Genomic DNA, 17,018 nt, shown 5'->3' on the forward strand with positions numbered 1-17,018 from the left:
CGCGTTTTTTAGTTCGCTCTGTTCAGGGTTTGGTCCTCTACTGACCGTTGGTGATACTCCCACGGTGTGAGCCCGTCGAGGCTCGTGTGGGGGCGATGGTGGTTGTAGTCTTCGCGCCAGGCCGAGATAAGCTCCCGGGCGTGGCGCAGGTTGGCGAACAGGTGCTCGTTCAGGCACTCGTCGCGCAGGCGGCCATTAAAGCTCTCGACGAAGCCGTTCTGCATGGGCTTTCCTGGCGCGATGTAATGCCACTCGACCTTGCGGTCCTCCTGCCATTTCAGGATGGCATTCGATGTCAGCTCCGTTCCGTTGTCACTGACCACCATACATGGATAGCCGCGCACCCGGGCGATGCTGTCGAGCTCACGGCCGACACGTTGCCCCGACAGCGAAGTGTCCACGACCGTCGCCAGGCATTCCCGGCTGAAGTCGTCGATGACGCACAGCACCCGGAACCGGCGCCCGTCTGAGAGGCTGTCCGAGACGAAGTCCAGGGACCATCGCTGGTTCGGCCCTTGTGGGATCGCCATCGGGGCCCTCGTTCCGATCGCGCGCTTGCGACCGCCGCGCTTGCGCACTGTCAGGCCCTCTTCCCGGTAGATCCGGTAAAGCTTCTTCCAGTTCACCTTCCAGCCTTCGCGACCAAGAAGCAGGTGCAGCCTTCGATAGCCGAAGCGACGCCGTTCGCTGGAAATCGCCTTCAGCCTCTCCCGCAGCTCGGCGTCTACAGGTCTAATTGATCCACGTCGATACACACGCGGGTCGATCCCGGCCAGGGCACAGGCCCGCCGCTGGTTGTAGTTCTTCTCTGTCATGGCCCAGTCCACGGCTCGTCGCCTTGCACCGGGCTTCAGAAGTTTTTTCCCAGCATCTCCTTGAGCGTGGCCACATCCAGCATCTGCTCCGCGAGCATCTTCTTGAGCTTCGCATTCTCAGCCTCCAGCGCCTTCAGCCGTTTGGCCTCCGACACCTCCATGCCGCCATACTTCGAGCGCCACTTGTAGAACGTGCCGTCACTGATGCCATGCTTCCGGCACAGCTCCTTGGCACCTATCCCGGCCTGGTGCTCCTTTAAAATGCCAATGATCTGCTCTTCGCTGAAACGGCTTTTCCGCATTGTCTGTCTCCTCGTTTGGAGAACAGGCTAACTTCAAAACGCGGACTTTTCAGGGGAGCAGGTCAATCGTGCTCGCCCCCATTTTGCGCGTAGGCTTGGCACACACCATGCTCGCGCATGGTTCGCAGAATTGAAGCCTTCAGAGCTGCACTTCTTGCTCCAATTTCGCGCAGATAAACCAGAGGACCGAGATCTACCCCTTCACTGCGAGCGGCAGCATAGGGCAGCTCAGCGTTGTAGTAACGCTCATTGTCCAAGAGCATCGAGGTATCGAAGGGCGCGCCGTAAGCTATTCTGAGCGCATAGCTCGCAATTGGCCCCTGCTCCATCTGCTTTTTGGCAGAGTTTGGATCGAGAGAGGGAGTACGATAGACCGCATACTCGTCGTCACTTAGACCCGCTAAGAACTGATCGATCATAACCTCGGTTACGCGATCTTGTAGAGCTTTTTAACCCATCGTTCGTGAGGGATGGGGCCGTTCCTCCGGCGCGAAATTTCCTTGCGATGTCACCCCTGCCTCTGTGCAAGGAAGCTTAACACGACCGAACGATAACGAATGTCTTGCGGCGCGTATGACGTTTAAGCTCGCTGCATCGCTTTTGGTATCGTTTGCGTTGGACGATTTTCCAACTTGCGGGGCCGCCAGAAGGCTGCAGGATGCAGGAGAGTTCGGGAACCGGTGGTGCACGGCACTCGAGAAATTTCGCTATATCGGAAGACCAAAAAAGGTTAACTCGGGGAAGACCATGGCGCTTTTGGACTGGCCCGGAAAATCCGCCCCCGAGGGCGGAATTGAACATCCGGCATTCTATCACATGATCGATGTTGCCGCGGTGGCGGAGTGCCTGTTGGGCGCGCTGAGTATTTCCGTCGAGCGCAAGGCGTTTTATGTCCTGGCGGCGGGTCTGCATGATCTCGGGAAGATCAGCGCCAGCTTTCGCGACATGCTGGGGGAGGGGAAACCGCAGAGTGCAGGCCGCCACTGGGAGGTGACCGAAGCGTTCCTGTGCGAATTCGACAGACATCTGGCGTCGATTGCAGAGGACGTTAGCTGCCGTCACGATCTCTATGCCGCGATTGCCGGGCATCATGGCCGCCCGCCGGTTCAGGAAAGTTTTGACCGCATGATCCGGGCCGCGGGTCGAGAGGCGAAGCCGGATGCGCTGGCGGCTCTCAAGGCATTGATCGCGCTTTGGCCAGAGGCGTGTTTCGATCTGCCCGGCGATGAGGTCGCCGCGCAAACATGGTGGCTTCCGGGGCTGATCGCCGTTGCGGACTGGCTGGGATCGAACCCGCTCTATTTTCCGCCCGTTGCACCGGGGCCCGGCGCAAAAGACTATCTGGACGTAGCGCGCGGAAAGGCGGCAGCGGCGGTGCGACAGGCGGGTCTGGATCTGCCCGCCGTGTCGCAGGCTCCGGTTATTCCTGAAGACTGGAGCTTGCGCCCGATGCAGCAGGCCGCGCAGGTCATCTCCTTACCGGACGGGCCAGCGCTGGCGCTGATCGAGGATGAGACGGGCTCGGGCAAGACCGAGGCCGCCCTGATCCTTGCGCAGCGCATGATGCTGGCCGGCAAAGGCGCGGGGCTGTTTTTTGCCTTGCCCACGATGGCCACGGCGAATGCGATGTTCGACCGCTGCGCCGATCTGGTCGGCAGGCTCTATGAAACCGCGCCGAGCCTGGCGCTGGCGCATGGGCGCGCAGGGCTGTCGCATCGTTTTCGGGAGTTGATCCGCGCAAGCCGAAGCCCTGCGCAACCCTCCTGCACCGAATGGCTGGCCGATGACCGGCGGTGCGCGCTTTTGGCGAATGTCGGTGTCGGCACGGTGGATCAGGCGCTTTTGTCGGCGCTGCCGGTGCGCCATGCGATGCTGCGCCACTATGCGTTGTCGCAGAAGATCCTGATCGTGGACGAGGTTCACGAGATGGGTGATCCCTATATGGTCGAAGAGCTTGGCCATCTGCTGCGGCTGCACCGTCGCATGGGCGGATCGGCGATCCTGATGACAGCAACGATGCCGATGGATCTCAGGGCGCGGCTTTGCCGGGCGTTTGGGTGCGCGCCGCCCGAAAGCCGTGCCTACCCAGCGCTGACCGTGGCGGGACATGGCCAGATCACCGATCTGCCTCCGGTGAAGACACGCGGCCCGGTTCGGGTCGTGCGCCTGCCGGAGCGGGACGCGGCGCTGGGTCTTTTGCAGCAGGCGGCTGCGGAGGGCGCGGCGGCGCTCTGGGTGCGGAATGCGGTGGACGATGCCATCGACGCCGTTCAGGCCTTACGGGCACGGGGTGTCGATGCCGGTCTGCTGCATGCCCGTTTCGCGCTGTGCGACCGGATGCGTCACGAACAACGGGCGCTTGCCACCTTTGGCAAGGCCCGGGAGGATCGTCCGGGCCGGGTGCTGGTGGCGACGCAGGTGGTCGAAAGCTCCCTCGATCTGGATTTCGACGTCATGGTGTCCGACCTTGCGCCAATCCCGGCGCTGGTGCAGCGGGCGGGGCGGCTCTGGCGGCATATGGACCGGCGTCCCGCCGGGGGCCGGCCCTGTGCCGCGCCGGTGCTGCATGTCGTCTCGCCCGATCCTGGGGATGTCGCCGACCGGCTGTGGCTGCGCCGTGTGCTGGATCGCGGCGCGTTCACCTATTCGCTCGACCTGCAATGGCGCGCAGCGCGCGCCTTGTTTGCTGCCGGACAGATCGATGCGCCGGACGGTCTGCGCGCGCTCATCGAAGAGGGGCTTTCGGGCGGCACGCTGCCGGAGGCTCTGGCGCAGGCGGAAGAGGATCGCATCGGGCAGGGCTTTGCGCAAACCGATCTCGCACAGCAGAACCTGATTGACCTGTCGCAGCCCTATCGCGGGATCAAGGGGTTTGCCGACGATGCCGATTTCCCGACACGGCTGGGTGTGGAGCAGCGCGTGCTGGTGTTGGCGCGCAGGGCCGAGGCGGGTCTGGTGCCGCTGGATGCGGACAGCTGGACAGTGGACAGCCGCCAGCGATCCGAGATCAGCGCAGCCGCGCGCCGGCTCAACGGCCTGCCTCTTCCCGATCAGTCGGCGCCGGAGATCGCCGCAGTGAAACGGGACTGGCCGGAGTGGCTGCAAACCCGTCTGACGCTGTGCCCGGTGGCGGAGGACGGCACGATTTGCGAGGGCTTGTCATATGATCCGGAAGCAGGTTTAATTCTCGGCAGTTCCCGGTAGGTCCGGGATCTCCCGTCTATATCGAGCGGGGTTGCAGTTCCCTTTAACGTTCCCCGCCTCAGCGGGGATAAGTCTATATCGAGGGGTATAAGGGGTAAAAAAATCTTGACAGCCGAGCTTGTGAAGGCTGTTATGGAAGGCAAGAAGGGGTGAGGGTTTCCCCTCACCCCTTCTTTGTGGAGCCACATCGGCTGTTGCCGCAGCCGCTCGGTGACGGGAGGTTAAGAAGATGCTTACGATACCTTAACGCGCCCGTTACCGCCCTTTTAGGTTATACTAACGGGGCGGTAACGGGCAAGCTTGTCGCCCCAAGTTAATTTATTTTAGAGAGTGCAATGTCTCTCAATTTGATCTCTGATGCCTGGATTCCCGTCCGCATGGCAAATGGTGAGCGCAGCATCGTTGCGCCGCATCAGATGGCCGATCCGGAAATTGCCGCGCCCGACTGGCCCCGTGCCGATCTCAACCTGGCCTGCTACGAATTTCTGATCGGTCTGGTCTATCTGGCCGCGCCGCCGGCGCATCGCGAGGACTGGTCGCGGAAGCGCCCCGATCAGGTGCAGCTTGAAACCCGTCTGGCGGACTATGCCCATGCGTTCGAGCTTTTGGGCGACGGGCCGCGCTTCCTGCAGGATTTGGAAGAGCTCTCCGGCACGCCCTCGGCCCCCGATCTCTTGTTCATCGATTCCTCCGGTGAGAATACGGCGAAAAACAACGCCGATCTGATGGTGCATCGGGACAGGTACAAAACGCTCGACTTGCCGCTCGCCGCGATGGCCCTTTATGCCTTTCAGCAATTCGCGCCGTCCGGCGGGGCGGGCAACCGCACCTCGATGCGTGGCGGCGGGCCGCTGGTCACGCTTGCCGATCCGGGCACCGGGTTGTGGGATCTGGTCTGGGCCAACACGCCTTATGGGCCTTCTGACCGACCGGCAGCCCCGGAGGATCTGCCGTGGATGCGGCCGACGCGCATCTCGGAAAAGGGGCAGGAAGTCACACCCTCGCAAGCGCATCCGGTCGAGGCGTTTTTCGGTATGCCGCGCAGGTTGCGGCTGATCGGCGAGGGCCGCGTGACGGGGGTGATCCAGCGGCCTTACGGTACGAATTACGCGCTCTGGCGGCACCCGCTGTCGCCCTATTACCGTCTGAAAGCGGGCTCTCCGCTTCTGCCGCGTCATCCGGCTTCGGGCCGATTGCCCTATCGAAACTGGGCGGGGGTCGTCTTGAGCGACCCGCAGAAAGGCGACGACGGGCTGCGTTTGCGCGCCACCTGCATCGAAGAGATCTTCCCCCGATACAGGACGCAACCCAAGCGGATGATCGCGGCTGGCTGGGCGATGGACAATATGAAGCCTCGGGATTTTCTTTGGGCCGAGCTGCCGCTTCTGAGCTTCGATGCGGAAGCGCAGGTGCTTGCCGAGGCGTTGATCGGGGCGGCCGATACCGTGGCCTCGGGGCTGCGGCGCGCGCTCTCCGTGCTCGTCTCCGAAGGCAGCGCGCGGCAGATGGAGCTGGATCGGTTCTGGGCCGAGACGGAAGGCGATTTTACCGGCGCGCTCGCGGATCTGGCGCAGGTGGATTTCGACGAACTGGCGATTGCGCAGCGCTTTCTGTCGGCCATCGGCAAACAGGCGCTGGCGCAGTTCGATGCGCTGGCTTTGCCGGGGCTTTCGGATGGAAAGATCGAGCATGCGGCCAGGGCCGTCTCGGAGTGGCGGTTTCTGGCGGCCCTGGTCCATGGGCGCAGCAAGGCGGGCCGAACCCTGTGGGAAACGCTGTATCTGACGCCGCCCGATCCGGCGGCAGACAGGCAACAGGAGGCTGCGGTATGACCGAGAGCGAGGACAGAAAGCGGCCCGGGCAGATCATCCTCGGTTGGTGGTCGGTCGAGCTGGGCGGGCGGGAGAGTGCGGCCCAAAAGGGTCTGTCCGCGCGATTGCGGCGCGGAGACGATGTGACCGTTCTGTGCCAGAGGCCGGTGCATGAGCTCGCAGGACTGCTCGGGCTGCGCGACGGCGCAAGGATCGCCCGGCTGGCGCGCGTGCTGGCGCATGTGCGCGACCATACCGGCGCGTCTCTGCCGCGCAGGCTTGGCGGGAAGGACCCGGTTTTGTCGCCGCTGCGGTTTGAGCGGCTGATCCATTCGGAGGGCGAGGAGCTGGAAACCGCCATCCGGCGTGCTTTGCCGATGGTCGGTCATGCGGCCAATGTCGCCCATCTTGGCGAGGCGATCCTGTTCTGGTCCGACGCCACACGCACAGGCTGGTGCTTTGAGTATTACGGCGCCGACGCGCCCCAGACCCCGACTTCTTCCAAGGACAGTGCCCAATGACGACCTTTCTCCAGTTCCACCTCCTGACTACCTATCCGTTGTCCAACCCGAACCGCGACGATCAGGGCCGTCCGAAACAGGCGCTGATCGGCGGCAGTCCCCGGTTGCGGATTTCCTCGCAGTCTCTGAAACGCGCGATCCGGGAAAGCAGCTATTTCGCGCAGGATCTGGCGGGCCATACCGGCACGCGGACCCGGCGTCTGGCGACCGAGCTGAAATCCGAGTTGATCGGACAGGGTGTTTCGGAACAGCAGGCCGGCGACATTGCGACGGGCATCGGCGTGGCCTTTTCCAAGCTGGATAAGGACACCACCAATGCCACCACGCTGGCGTTCATTTCGCCGGAGGAGTGGGCGCTGGCCCGCGACCTGGCGGCCAGGGCCGTGGCCGGCGAGGCTTTGCCCGAGGGCAAGGAGCTGAAGAAACTGGTTCTGCGGCGGGCCGACGGCGCGGTGGATATTGCCATGTTCGGGCGGATGCTGGCCGATAGCCCCGATTACAACCGGGACGCCGCCGTGCAGGTCGCCCATGCCTTTACCACGCATCGTGCACAGGTGCAGGATGACTGGTTCGCGGCGGTGGATGACTTGAAGACCCGCGAGGAGGATAGCGGCGCTGGCCATATCGGGGAGCACGGGTTCGGGTCGGGGATCTATTACATCTACGCCTGCGTCAACGTGGACCTGCTGGTGGAAAACCTGAGCGGGGATCGCGAGCTTGCGGAACGGGGCATCGCCTCTCTTGTCCGTGCGCTGGCGACCGCGACGCCGAAGGGCAAACAGAACAGCCACGCCCATCACCCGCGCGCCGGATTCATTCGGGTGGAGCGGGGCACGGAACAACCCCGCGACCTGTCCGGGGCCTTCCACAAGGCGGTTGCGGCGGACGAGCGGGTGAGCATCGCGGCCCTGAACGAGATGGCCGAACGGCTCGACAAGGCTTATGACATGTCCTTCGAGCATGCGGTGATGGATGTGGCCATGGGCGAAGGGAGCCTTTCGGAGATCGCCCGTTTTGCCTCTGACGCCGTGAAAGGCGTCTCTGCAGATGCCTGAACATCTGATCTTTCAACTCGTTGCGACGATCGGCGCCATGGGCGAATTCGCAGGGCACGACCGGCGTGGATCCCTTGGCCTGCCTGGCCGATCGTCGGTGATCGGGCTGCTGGGCGCGGCGCTGGGGCGCAGGCGGGACCACGAGTTTTCCGATCTGGAGGCGTTGGGGATCGCGGTGGCCAGCTTTGGACGCACCGGCCATCTGCGGGATTACCATACGGTGCAGACAGTGCCGTCGGCGGCGGTGAAATCCCCGCAATCGCGTCCGCAGGCGCTGAGGGAGGCGGCGGCGAAAGGCCGGGTGAACACCGTCCTGACCAGCCGCGACTACCGCACGGAGTGCGTGTTCGGCGTGGCGGTCTGGGGCGGTGATCTGCCTGCGCTGGCCGCGGCGTTGAGGCAGCCGGTCTTTCAGGTGTTCCTCGGGCGCAAGTCCTGTCCGCTCTCCGCCCCGTTCGATCCGCAACGGGTGACGGCGGACGATCCCGCGCAGGCCCTGGCGCATCTGCGCCTGCCGCCGTGGATCGGGGCAAGGCAGATGGTCGAGATCGTGGCGGAGGAGGGTGTCGGCCTTGGTGCGCCCGCGCGGCTGGAAACCCGTCACGACCGGACCGTCGACCGCGAGAGACGGCATTTCGGGCCGGGGCGCTACAGCGTGGCACATCCCGCTCTCTCTGCGGGGGAGGTGCCGTCATGATGTATCTCTCGCGATTGCGCCTCTCGCGGGATCCGAAGGTGGCCGCGCTCGATGTGCTGCTCGATCCCACGCCGGGAGGCGACAGGCTCGATGCCCATCACCGGCTTGTGTGGACGGCCTTTGCCGGCGATCCGCAGGCCAGGCGCGATTTTCTGTGGCGGGAGGAGGGGCAGGGCGTCTTTCTGGTCCAGTCTTCCCGCCCGCCTGAGGACAGCCCGTTTTTCGAGACGCCGGAGGTGCGTGAACACGCGCCCGACCTGCGGGCCGGAGACCGTCTGTCCTTTCTTTTGCGCGCGAATGCGACACGCGATTTGGGAGGGGAGAAGCGCAGGCGCGTCGATGTGGTCATGAACCTGCTCCACGGGGTGCCCAAGGCGGAGCGCAACCGGAAGCGGATGGATCTGGCTGCCGAGGCGGCAGATCAATGGATGACGGGGCAGGGCAGCCGTGCGGGATTTGCGCCCGAACGGATCGAGGTGCAGGACTATCGCACCGTGACCCTGCCGGGGTATCGCGGGCGGCGGCGCGGAGAGCCGCGTTTCGGCATTCTGGATTTGACCGGACAGATCACCCTGACCGATCCCGACGCCTTTGTGCAGAAGCTGACGCAAGGCTTTGGGCGGGCGAAGAGCTTTGGTTGCGGGCTGATGCTGATCCGGAGGGCCTGAGCCATGGCGGCGATGCCCGGTCTGCCTCCGCCGCATCCGATCCCGCTCAAGGACAGGGCGCAGCTTGTCTTTGTCGAACGCGCCCAACTCGATGTGCGCGACGGTGCCTTTTGCACGGTCAATGCCGATGGCACGGTCACGCAGATTCCGGTCGGCGGTCTGGCCGGGCTGATGCTGGAACCCGGCGCGAGGATCAGCCACGCCGCCGTGGCGCTGGCCGCGCGCACCGGGACGCTGATCACCTGGGTGGGCGAGGGAGGGGTGCGGCTCTACTCGGCCGGTCAGCCGGGGGGCGCCCGATCCGACAAACTTCTTTGGCAGGCGAAACTGGCACTGGAAGACGCCGCACGGCTGCGCATCGTGCGGCGCATGTTCCAGATCCGCTTTGGCGAGGCGGCGCCGGAACGCCGCTCCATCGACCAGTTGCGCGGGATCGAGGGCGTGCGCGTGCGTGAGAGCTATGCGCTTCTCGCCCGCAAATACAATGTGGGCTGGAACCGGCGGAAATACGACCCGAAAGACTGGGAGGCAGGCGACGTTCCGAACCGCTGCCTGTCTGCCGCCACGGCCTGTCTGCACGGTCTGACCGAGGCCGCCGTGCTTGCCGCGGGCTACGCGCCTGCCATCGGGTTCCTGCATACGGGCAAACCGCTCAGTTTCGTTTACGATATCGCCGACCTGTGGAAGCTGCAGACCGTCGTGCCCGAGGCCTTTCGCATTGCCGGCCAGGCGGCACAGGGCAAGCTCGACATGGCGCCCGACCGGGCCGTGCGGCTGGCCTGCCGGGATGCGTTTCGCCGTTCCGGTCTGTTGTCGAAGATCATTCCGCAGATCGAGGATGTCCTGTCCGCGGGCGAACTGCCAAGGCCCGAGCCGCCGCCGGATGCGGTCGGGCCTGCTTTCGAGGACGAGAAAGGAGGCGGGGATGATGGTCATCGTGGTTAGCCGCGCCCCGCCTCGCCTGCGCGGTCGTCTGGCGGCCTGGCTTCTGGAGATCCGGGCCGGGGTCTATGTGGGCGACTACTCGGCCCGCACGCGCGAGATGATCTGGGATCAGGTGCTGGGCGGGCTGGAGGATGGCGATGCCGTGATGGTCTGGCGTGCGCCGAACGATCAGGGTTTCGATTTCAGCACCGCAGGACAGAACCGCCGGATGCCGGAGGATTTCGACGGTCTCAAGCTGGTGAAATTTCTGCCGCAGGCGCGGTAGCAGGACGCCCCAAACCCGAGGCGAAAAACCGGTACGTTCTTTGACAATTGAATAATTGTGTTTTTTCAGGTCTTTCTACGAAGACCGTTCCCCGCTCGCGCGGGGATCAACCGGTGCGGCGCGGGTAGCCCATAGGTAGTGTCCCAACGCTTGGTGTAGGAGGCCGCGCGCGGAGCCCCCAGCGTAGCGCAGCGCGCGGCCGGGTGTGACGCTGGCGGCCACCGCCGATCTTCGAGAAGGTTCGGGTTGCGAGACCTTGAACCAAGAACGGAGATGACGATGACCGATGACAGAATGACGCTGATTGAGCTGGTTGCGAAGCAGGCCGATGGCGATCTCGTGCGCGAGATGCTGGCCTTCGCGGCCGAGCGGATCATGGAAGTGGAGGTCGAGGCGCGAACCGGTGCCGCGAAGGGCGCTCGCTCTCCCCTGCGGGAGGTTCAGCGAAACGGTTACCGGGACCGCGACTGGGACACTCGTGCCGGTCGGATCGCGCTGGAAATCCCGCGGCTGAGAAAGGGGAGCTACCTGCCCAGCTTCCTGGAGCCGCGACGGACTGCTGAGAAGGCGCTGGTGGCGGTGATCCAGGAGGCTTACGTCCACGGGGTCTCGACGCGCTCCGTAGACGATCTGGTGAAGGCGATGGGCGCTGGCGGCATGTCGAAGAGCCAAGTCAGTCGCCTTTGTGTCGAAATCGACGAGCGGGTGAATGCATTCCTCTCCCGGCCGCTCGAAGGCGCCTGGCCCTATCTCTGGCTCGACGCGACCTACGTGAAAGTGCGCGAGAGCGGGCGGATCATCAGCCGCGCCGTGATAATAGCGGTAGCTGTGAACGAGGACGGCAAGCGCGAAGTTCTCGGCGTCGCCACCGGTCCATCCGAAGCAGAAACGTTCTGGACCGACTTCCTGCGCTCTCTCGCCGACCGTGGCCTGCGCGGCGTGAAGCTGGTGGTCTCCGATGACCACAAGGGGCTGCGGGCTGCCGCGCGGCGGGTGTTCGACGCGACGCACCAGCGCTGTCGCGTTCACTGGATGAGAAACGCGCTTGCCCATGCTCCGACCAAGCAGCGCACGGCCGTGGCGGCAATGCTGAAGACGATCTTCGCCCAGGAAAACAAGGCGGATGCCGAAGCCCAGTGGGAGGTCGTGGCTGACGCGCTGCGCGAGAAGCAGGCGCGGCTCGGCGCCCTCATGGACGCCTCGCGCGACGACGTCCTCGCCTACATGGATTTTCCACGTGAGCATTGGGCCCAGATCGCGTCGACGAACCCACTGGAGCGGGTGAACCGGGAGATCAAGCGCAGGTCTGACGTCATCGGCATCTTCCCGAACGACGAGGCCATCGTCCGTCTCGTCGGCGCGCTGATGCTCGAGACCAATGACGAATGGACGGTTGCGCGGAGATACATGTCGCTTGAAAGCCTGGCGCGTGTCACCGACACTACAACCGTCAGGCTGTCCGCCGTGGCGACCTGATCAGCCTTGAACCTCTCCGAAGGTCGGCGCTCTTACACCATCTCTCGGGGCACTACCTAGCCCATATCTTCGTCATACCGTTCCCCGCTCGCGCGGGGATCAACCGCTCGGCCAACGCTCGATCAGGATCGCTTTGAGCCGTTCCCCGCTCGCGCGGGGATCAACCGCGCGACCACGCGAAGGTGCCACCAGAAACGCCCCGTTCCCCGCTCGCGCGGGGATCAACCGACATCCACCCCGGTGAAGCGCGGGAAGCTCGCCCGTTCCCCGCTCGCGCGGGGATCAACCGGGGCGCTGGTTTGCCCCGTGATCGACCAGCGACCGTTCCCCGCTCGCGCGGGGATCAACCGCGGTTACGTTTGGGCTGGTAGTTCGGCGGATCCCGTTCCCCGCTCGCGCGGGGATCAACCGGCTCACGGCCGCGACGACGCGCTCCTGCCCCTCCGTTCCCCGCTCGCGCGGGGATCAACCGTCGAACAGTCCAGGGGCTCGTCCGACGAATGGCCGTTCCCCGCTCGCGCGGGGATCAACCGATCACGTTCCCCATGCAAACCAGCGGGGAGCCCCGTTCCCCGCTCGCGCGGGGATCAACCGGCGGCAGATGACTTTCGCCTTGTCGAAGCTCACCGTTCCCCGCTCGCGCGGGGATCAACCGCACCACGTTGCTTGCGTCGAATATAAGGTTCACCGTTCCCCGCTCGCGCGGGGATCAACCGTCGGATGTCGCAGGTTCGATCCCTGTCACTGGCCGTTCCCCGCTCGCGCGGGGATCAACCGCTGCACGTACCGGTCGAAGCGATCTGCGATTTCCGTTCCCCGCTCGCGCGGGGATCAACCGAGCCAATGCCTTATCGCCATTTCGCGTTACGCCCGTTCCCCGCTCGCGCGGGGATCAACCGGTCTTCCACCGCGATACGAAACACCTTGAGGACCGTTCCCCGCTCGCGCGGGGATCAACCGCATTTTGCGCCGAACCGAATGCAGTTGCTCGATCCGTTCCCCGCTCGCGCGGGGATCAACCGGCGCCTAGAGTTTTGAGCCGTGCGCTTTCGATCCGTTCCCCGCTCGCGCGGGGATCAACCGGCACGAAGCAGGCCGGCCGCGGCCTCGTGCGCCCGTTCCCCGCTCGCGCGGGGATCAACCGCGTTCACGGGACATCGTGAAACCTCTTCAAAACCGTTCCCCGCTCGCGCGGGGATCAACCGGTCCGGGTTGCGCTCGATGACCTCGAGCAATTCCGTTCCCCGCTCGCGCGGGGATCAACCGGGCCTGAGACCACGATGGCCGCAGACGCGAATCCGTTCCCCGCTCGCGCGGGGATCAACCTTGCCCAGCCAGCATTTGCCATTCACATTCGGCCCGTTCCCCGCTCGCGCGGGGATCAACCGGATTCGCACGCCGCCGCCGGTAGTGCCCCGAGAGATGGTGTAAGAGCGCCGACCTTCGGAGAGGTTCAAGGCTGATCAGGTCGCCACGGCGGACAGCCTGACGGTTGTAGTGTCGGTGACACGCGCCAGGCTTTCAAGCGACATGTATCTCCGCGCAACCGTCCATTCGTCATTGGTCTCGAGCATCAGCGCGCCGACGAGACGGACGATGGCCTCGTCGTTCGGGAAGATGCCGATGACGTCAGACCTGCGCTTGATCTCCCGGTTCACCCGCTCCAGTGGGTTCGTCGACGCGATCTGGGCCCAATGCTCACGTGGAAAATCCATGTAGGCGAGGACGTCGTCGCGCGAGGCGTCCATGAGGGCGCCGAGCCGCGCCTGCTTCTCGCGCAGCGCGTCAGCCACGACCTCCCACTGGGCTTCGGCATCCGCCTTGTTTTCCTGGGCGAAGATCGTCTTCAGCATTGCCGCCACGGCCGTGCGCTGCTTGGTCGGAGCATGGGCAAGCGCGTTTCTCATCCAGTGAACGCGACAGCGCTGGTGCGTCGCGTCGAACACCCGCCGCGCGGCAGCCCGCAGCCCCTTGTGGTCATCGGAGACCACCAGCTTCACGCCGCGCAGGCCACGGTCGGCGAGAGAGCGCAGGAAGTCGGTCCAGAACGTTTCTGCTTCGGATGGACCGGTGGCGACGCCGAGAACTTCGCGCTTGCCGTCCTCGTTCACAGCTACCGCTATTATCACGGCGCGGCTGATGATCCGCCCGCTCTCGCGCACTTTCACGTAGGTCGCGTCGAGCCAGAGATAGGGCCAGGCGCCTTCGAGCGGCCGGGAGAGGAATGCATTCACCCGCTCGTCGATTTCGACACAAAGGCGACTGACTTGGCTCTTCGACATGCCGCCAGCGCCCATCGCCTTCACCAGATCGTCTACGGAGCGCGTCGAGACCCCGTGGACGTAAGCCTCCTGGATCACCGCCACCAGCGCCTTCTCAGCAGTCCGTCGCGGCTCCAGGAAGCTGGGCAGGTAGCTCCCCTTTCTCAGCCGCGGGATTTCCAGCGCGATCCGACCGGCACGAGTGTCCCAGTCGCGGTCCCGGTAACCGTTTCGCTGAACCTCCCGCAGGGGAGAGCGAGCGCCCTTCGCGGCACCGGTTCGCGCCTCGACCTCCACTTCCATGATCCGCTCGGCCGCGAAGGCCAGCATCTCGCGCACGAGATCGCCATCGGCCTGCTTCGCAACCAGCTCAATCAGCGTCATTCTGTCATCGGTCATCGTCATCTCCGTTCTTGGTTCAAGGTCTCGCAACCCGAACCTTCTCGAAGATCGGCGGTGGCCGCCAGCGTCACACCCGGCCGCGCGCTGCGCTACGCTGGGGGCTCCGCGCGCGGCCTCCTACACCAAGCGTTGGGACACTACCCCGCCGCCGGGGGTGACCTCGACCGTTCCCCGCTCGCGCGGGGATCAACCGATGTGACCATTGCCCCGGAATACGTTGAGGGGCCGTTCCCCGCTCGCGCGGGGATCAACCGCGATGATCGACGCCAAGAATTTTCGCGCCCAACCGTTCCCCGCTCGCGCGGGGATCAACCGGGCGCAGATGTCGGTGACGGCACGAGCGGACCCCGTTCCCCGCTCGCGCGGGGATCAACCGGGCGAGCTGATGGATCTTCTTCAGCCGCTGGCCCGTTCCCCGCTCGCGCGGGGATCAACCGGCGCAGCAAGCCATAGCAGTCAGCGCCACTGCCCGTTCCCCGCTCGCGCGGGGATCAACCGCGACTCGTGAACAGCGACGACCCGAGTGGCGACCGTTCCCCGCTCGCGCGGGGATCAACCGATCACCAGTGGGCAGGAGCAGGCCGCTCGGGTCCGTTCCCCGCTCGCGCGGGGATCAACCGCGCTGAACCGCGACCTGGCCGCCGCATCTGGCCCGTTCCCCGCTCGCGCGGGGATCAACCGTCGGCTGGCGTCATGGGCGAGGGACAGGAAAACCGTTCCCCGCTCGCGCGGGGATCAACCGGCCCGAGCCGCCGGCGAGCTGGTGGAGATCGTCCGTTCCCCGCTCGCGCGGGGATCAACCGCTGGCCGGGCAGTTGAACGACCAGATCAACGGCCGTTCCCCGCTCGCGCGGGGATCAACCGGAATGATGATGGAACGGCAATACGAGATCGCCCCGTTCCCCGCTCGCGCGGGGATCAACCGGGACATTACCCATGGTTTCCCGGATGTGGTCGCCGTTCCCCGCTCGCGCGGGGATCAACCGGAAACCGGCATCATGAATTTCGCCGGAGACCACCGTTCCCCGCTCGCGCGGGGATCAACCGCGCCGCACCTTGCCGCCGCTGGCCGTTCCGAACCGTTCCCCGCTCGCGCGGGGATCAACCGAGACCGGACATCGTCCCGACTGGGACGTCAAGCCGTTCCCCGCTCGCGCGGGGATCAACCGCTGTCGTTGCCATCAACCGTGTGCCGCAGCCGCCGTTCCCCGCTCGCGCGGGGATCAACCGATGGACGGGCAGGGCGGTGACCAGTCGATGATCCGTTCCCCGCTCGCGCGGGGATCAACCGGAACGTCAGGGGCACCCGATCTCTCTGGAGGCCCGTTCCCCGCTCGCGCGGGGATCAACCGCTGGATGATTTGCCCACCCTAAACGGCCTCGATCGTTCCCCGCTCGCGCGGGGATCAACCGGCTCGGGGCGGATCATATCGGTGCGAGACAATCCGTTCCCCGCTCGCGCGGGGATCAACCGAGCACCAACTTCTCATACGGGTCGAGATCATCCCGTTCCCCGCTCGCGCGGGGATCAACCGGAAAAGTTCCCCGACTGGGATCCGACGAATGACCGTTCCCCGCTCGCGCGGGGATCCGCTTTGAGGCGAGGCGAAGGCTAACAAATTGGCTGCTGCAACAGCACGGCTCCCACTGGCGTCCCATGGGCCTTCGCAGCCGCAGTGAGATCGCGCATTCGCAGCTAACGACCGCTTGGTACCGCACGGTCGACGTTCACCCAATAAAAGTGCTGGCGATGGCCGAACGGCCGGTCTGGTGAGGCTGCACCGCAGCAAAGGCGTCTTTGGTGAACGGCTGGAGTGGGCCGAGAGATTCAGGTGGTAGGGAGGGATCGCGTGGCTTGCCCGCTTCAGCAGTCTCGACGCGGCATCTGGAGGTGACGGTCAAATAGTCAGTTGCTTAAGGACAAAGTCGGCGCGTGATTCGATGTCGGTACGCGGCAGCTCAGTTATCTCGTATTCGAGTGCGGAGTAGGCCTCATACATGGCTTCACAGGTCGCTTCGGCTTCAGCTTGGGTCTGCCTCCGCTCGGTGTCTTGTGTGAAGATCTCGTCCCAGTAGGGCGCCAGAAAGACGCGGGCGTTGTAGCGGATCGTCCTGGCCGCTGCGGTGACGTGCGGCGGCACTGGGAGGCCGCAGAGCGTCAGGTAGCCAAGGATGTCGGGAATGCCGCGGTCGAAGATCACGGGGCTTGAGAGCGCCTGTGCCGTGCTGTGGGCGCGCAGGTCATGTTCCAGCATCCGCTCGGCATAGGCCATGCGGTCCGCCCAGGGGAGGGCGTCTCCGCCGCTCTGCATCTCCTCGCGAATGACCGCGCGGCCGGATTCGGGGATTGTGTGGACGCCGCGTCGGGCAAGCTCGGTGATCAGGCTGGTCTTGCCCGCACCGGGGCCGCCCGTCACGACGAAGAAATGGTCGCTCATGGGCCATCCTCGGTTGTGAAGGGGGAAGGGCTGCGACGGGATCAACACGCCCAAAGGCGCGCATCAAAGCAGCATGGATTTTCGTAGGGAAAACAGCACCGGTCTGCGTGGCAGAGGCAAATCCTCTGACGAGAAAGGCAGATCTATCTGGTGCTTTT

13 protein-coding genes and 2 CRISPR repeat arrays are annotated in these 17,018 nt (G+C 64.9%); of the genes, 9 read left to right on the forward strand and 4 right to left on the reverse strand.

Going from position 1 to position 17,018, the window contains the following annotated elements:
• Nucleotides 1-8 precede the first annotated feature (8 nt).
• Both Ga0080574_RS13260 and Ga0080574_RS13270 read right to left on the reverse strand, forming a co-directional pair.
• Nucleotides 9-1,117, reverse strand: a protein-coding gene (locus Ga0080574_RS13260; protein ID WP_156876303.1) for an IS3 family transposase whose coding sequence is annotated in 2 segments (ribosomal slippage) — nt 9-868 and nt 868-1,117 — 1,110 coding nt in all. Because the reading frame shifts where the segments join, the coding sequence is not laid out codon by codon here.
• Between the two features lie 62 nt (nt 1,118-1,179).
• A complete protein-coding gene (locus Ga0080574_RS13270; protein WP_076699916.1) occupies nt 1,180-1,536 on the reverse strand; it encodes a hypothetical protein in 357 nt (118 codons plus the stop codon).
• Between the two features lie 103 nt (nt 1,537-1,639).
• Between Ga0080574_RS13270 and cas3 the strand changes: the two genes are divergently transcribed.
• The 9 genes from cas3 (at nt 1,640) to Ga0080574_RS13315 (ending at nt 11,759) form a co-directional block, all read left to right on the forward strand.
• Nucleotides 1,640-4,321 (forward strand): CRISPR-associated helicase Cas3', encoded by a 2,682-nt coding sequence (gene cas3 / locus Ga0080574_RS13275; RefSeq protein ID WP_237219380.1) that lies wholly within the window; start codon nt 1,640-1,642, stop codon nt 4,319-4,321.
• A 335-nt stretch (nt 4,322-4,656) separates the two neighbouring features.
• Entirely contained in the window at nt 4,657-6,153 is a 1,497-nt protein-coding gene (gene casA, locus Ga0080574_RS13280) for a type I-E CRISPR-associated protein Cse1/CasA (RefSeq protein ID WP_076699919.1), read from the forward strand.
• Nucleotides 6,150-6,653 carry a type I-E CRISPR-associated protein Cse2/CasB gene (gene casB / locus Ga0080574_RS13285; protein WP_076699922.1) on the forward strand — a complete coding sequence of 168 codons (504 nt, stop codon included), beginning with the start codon at nt 6,150-6,152 and terminating at the stop codon, nt 6,651-6,653. The genes casA and casB overlap by 4 nt, the downstream gene beginning before the upstream one ends.
• Nucleotides 6,650-7,708, forward strand: a complete 1,059-nt coding sequence (gene cas7e, locus Ga0080574_RS13290) for a type I-E CRISPR-associated protein Cas7/Cse4/CasC (protein ID WP_076699925.1) — start codon at nt 6,650-6,652, stop codon at nt 7,706-7,708. The genes casB and cas7e overlap by 4 nt, the downstream gene beginning before the upstream one ends.
• Nucleotides 7,701-8,405: a type I-E CRISPR-associated protein Cas5/CasD gene (gene cas5e, locus Ga0080574_RS13295; protein WP_076699928.1), complete on the forward strand. Its 705-nt coding sequence runs from the start codon at nt 7,701-7,703 to the stop codon at nt 8,403-8,405. The genes cas7e and cas5e overlap by 8 nt, the downstream gene beginning before the upstream one ends.
• Nucleotides 8,402-9,073, forward strand: coding sequence for a type I-E CRISPR-associated protein Cas6/Cse3/CasE (gene cas6e, locus Ga0080574_RS13300; RefSeq protein WP_076699931.1), 672 nt, complete (start codon nt 8,402-8,404; stop codon nt 9,071-9,073). Before cas5e ends, cas6e begins: the two co-directional genes overlap by 4 nt.
• A 3-nt stretch (nt 9,074-9,076) precedes the next feature.
• Complete coding sequence (cas1e, locus tag Ga0080574_RS13305) at nt 9,077-10,018, forward strand: type I-E CRISPR-associated endonuclease Cas1e (protein ID WP_076699934.1); 942 nt, start codon at nt 9,077-9,079, stop codon at nt 10,016-10,018.
• Nucleotides 9,999-10,283, forward strand: coding sequence for a type I-E CRISPR-associated endoribonuclease Cas2e (gene cas2e / locus Ga0080574_RS13310; RefSeq protein ID WP_076699937.1), 285 nt, complete (start codon nt 9,999-10,001; stop codon nt 10,281-10,283). Before cas1e ends, cas2e begins: the two co-directional genes overlap by 20 nt.
• Nucleotides 10,284-10,562: 279 nt before the next feature.
• Nucleotides 10,563-11,759, forward strand: coding sequence for an IS256 family transposase (locus Ga0080574_RS13315; protein WP_076695235.1), 1,197 nt, complete (start codon nt 10,563-10,565; stop codon nt 11,757-11,759).
• A 77-nt stretch (nt 11,760-11,836) separates the two neighbouring features.
• A CRISPR array of direct repeats spans nt 11,837-13,147; the repeat unit is 29 nt; unit sequence CCGTTCCCCGCTCGCGCGGGGATCAACCG.
• A gap of 75 nt (nt 13,148-13,222) precedes the next feature.
• Here Ga0080574_RS13315 and Ga0080574_RS13320 read toward each other — a convergent pair.
• Both Ga0080574_RS13320 and Ga0080574_RS13325 read right to left on the reverse strand, forming a co-directional pair.
• Complete coding sequence (locus Ga0080574_RS13320; protein ID WP_076695235.1) at nt 13,223-14,419, reverse strand: IS256 family transposase; 1,197 nt, start codon at nt 14,417-14,419, stop codon at nt 13,223-13,225.
• Between the two features lie 167 nt (nt 14,420-14,586).
• Nucleotides 14,587-16,018: a CRISPR direct-repeat array (repeat unit 29 nt; unit sequence CCGTTCCCCGCTCGCGCGGGGATCAACCG).
• Nucleotides 16,019-16,320: 302 nt separating this feature from the next.
• On the reverse strand, nt 16,321-16,860 hold the full coding sequence (locus tag Ga0080574_RS13325) for an AAA family ATPase (protein WP_076699940.1): 540 nt from the start codon (nt 16,858-16,860) through the stop codon (nt 16,321-16,323).
• Between the last annotated feature and the right edge of the window lie 158 nt (nt 16,861-17,018).

Source organism: Salipiger abyssi (genome assembly GCF_001975705.1).
GTDB classification, from domain to species: domain Bacteria; phylum Pseudomonadota; class Alphaproteobacteria; order Rhodobacterales; family Rhodobacteraceae; genus Salipiger; species Salipiger abyssi.

What these genes read in the sequence shown, in the direction of transcription:
- casB (WP_076699922.1), top strand. Translation starts at nt 6,150, where the DNA reads ATGACCGAGAGCGAGGACAGAAAGCGGCCCGGGCAGATCATCCTCGGT.
- Ga0080574_RS13270 (WP_076699916.1), bottom strand. Translation starts at nt 1,536, where the DNA reads ATGATCGATCAGTTCTTAGCGGGTCTAAGTGACGACGAGTATGCGGTC.
- cas7e (WP_076699925.1), top strand. Translation starts at nt 6,650, where the DNA reads ATGACGACCTTTCTCCAGTTCCACCTCCTGACTACCTATCCGTTGTCC.
- cas6e (WP_076699931.1), top strand. Translation starts at nt 8,402, where the DNA reads ATGATGTATCTCTCGCGATTGCGCCTCTCGCGGGATCCGAAGGTGGCC.
- cas2e (WP_076699937.1), top strand. Translation starts at nt 9,999, where the DNA reads ATGATGGTCATCGTGGTTAGCCGCGCCCCGCCTCGCCTGCGCGGTCGT.
- cas5e (WP_076699928.1), top strand. Translation starts at nt 7,701, where the DNA reads ATGCCTGAACATCTGATCTTTCAACTCGTTGCGACGATCGGCGCCATG.
- Ga0080574_RS13315 (WP_076695235.1), top strand. Translation starts at nt 10,563, where the DNA reads ATGACCGATGACAGAATGACGCTGATTGAGCTGGTTGCGAAGCAGGCC.
- Ga0080574_RS13325 (WP_076699940.1), bottom strand. Translation starts at nt 16,860, where the DNA reads ATGAGCGACCATTTCTTCGTCGTGACGGGCGGCCCCGGTGCGGGCAAG.
- cas1e (WP_076699934.1), top strand. Translation starts at nt 9,077, where the DNA reads ATGGCGGCGATGCCCGGTCTGCCTCCGCCGCATCCGATCCCGCTCAAG.
- Ga0080574_RS13320 (WP_076695235.1), bottom strand. Translation starts at nt 14,419, where the DNA reads ATGACCGATGACAGAATGACGCTGATTGAGCTGGTTGCGAAGCAGGCC.
- casA (WP_076699919.1), top strand. Translation starts at nt 4,657, where the DNA reads ATGTCTCTCAATTTGATCTCTGATGCCTGGATTCCCGTCCGCATGGCA.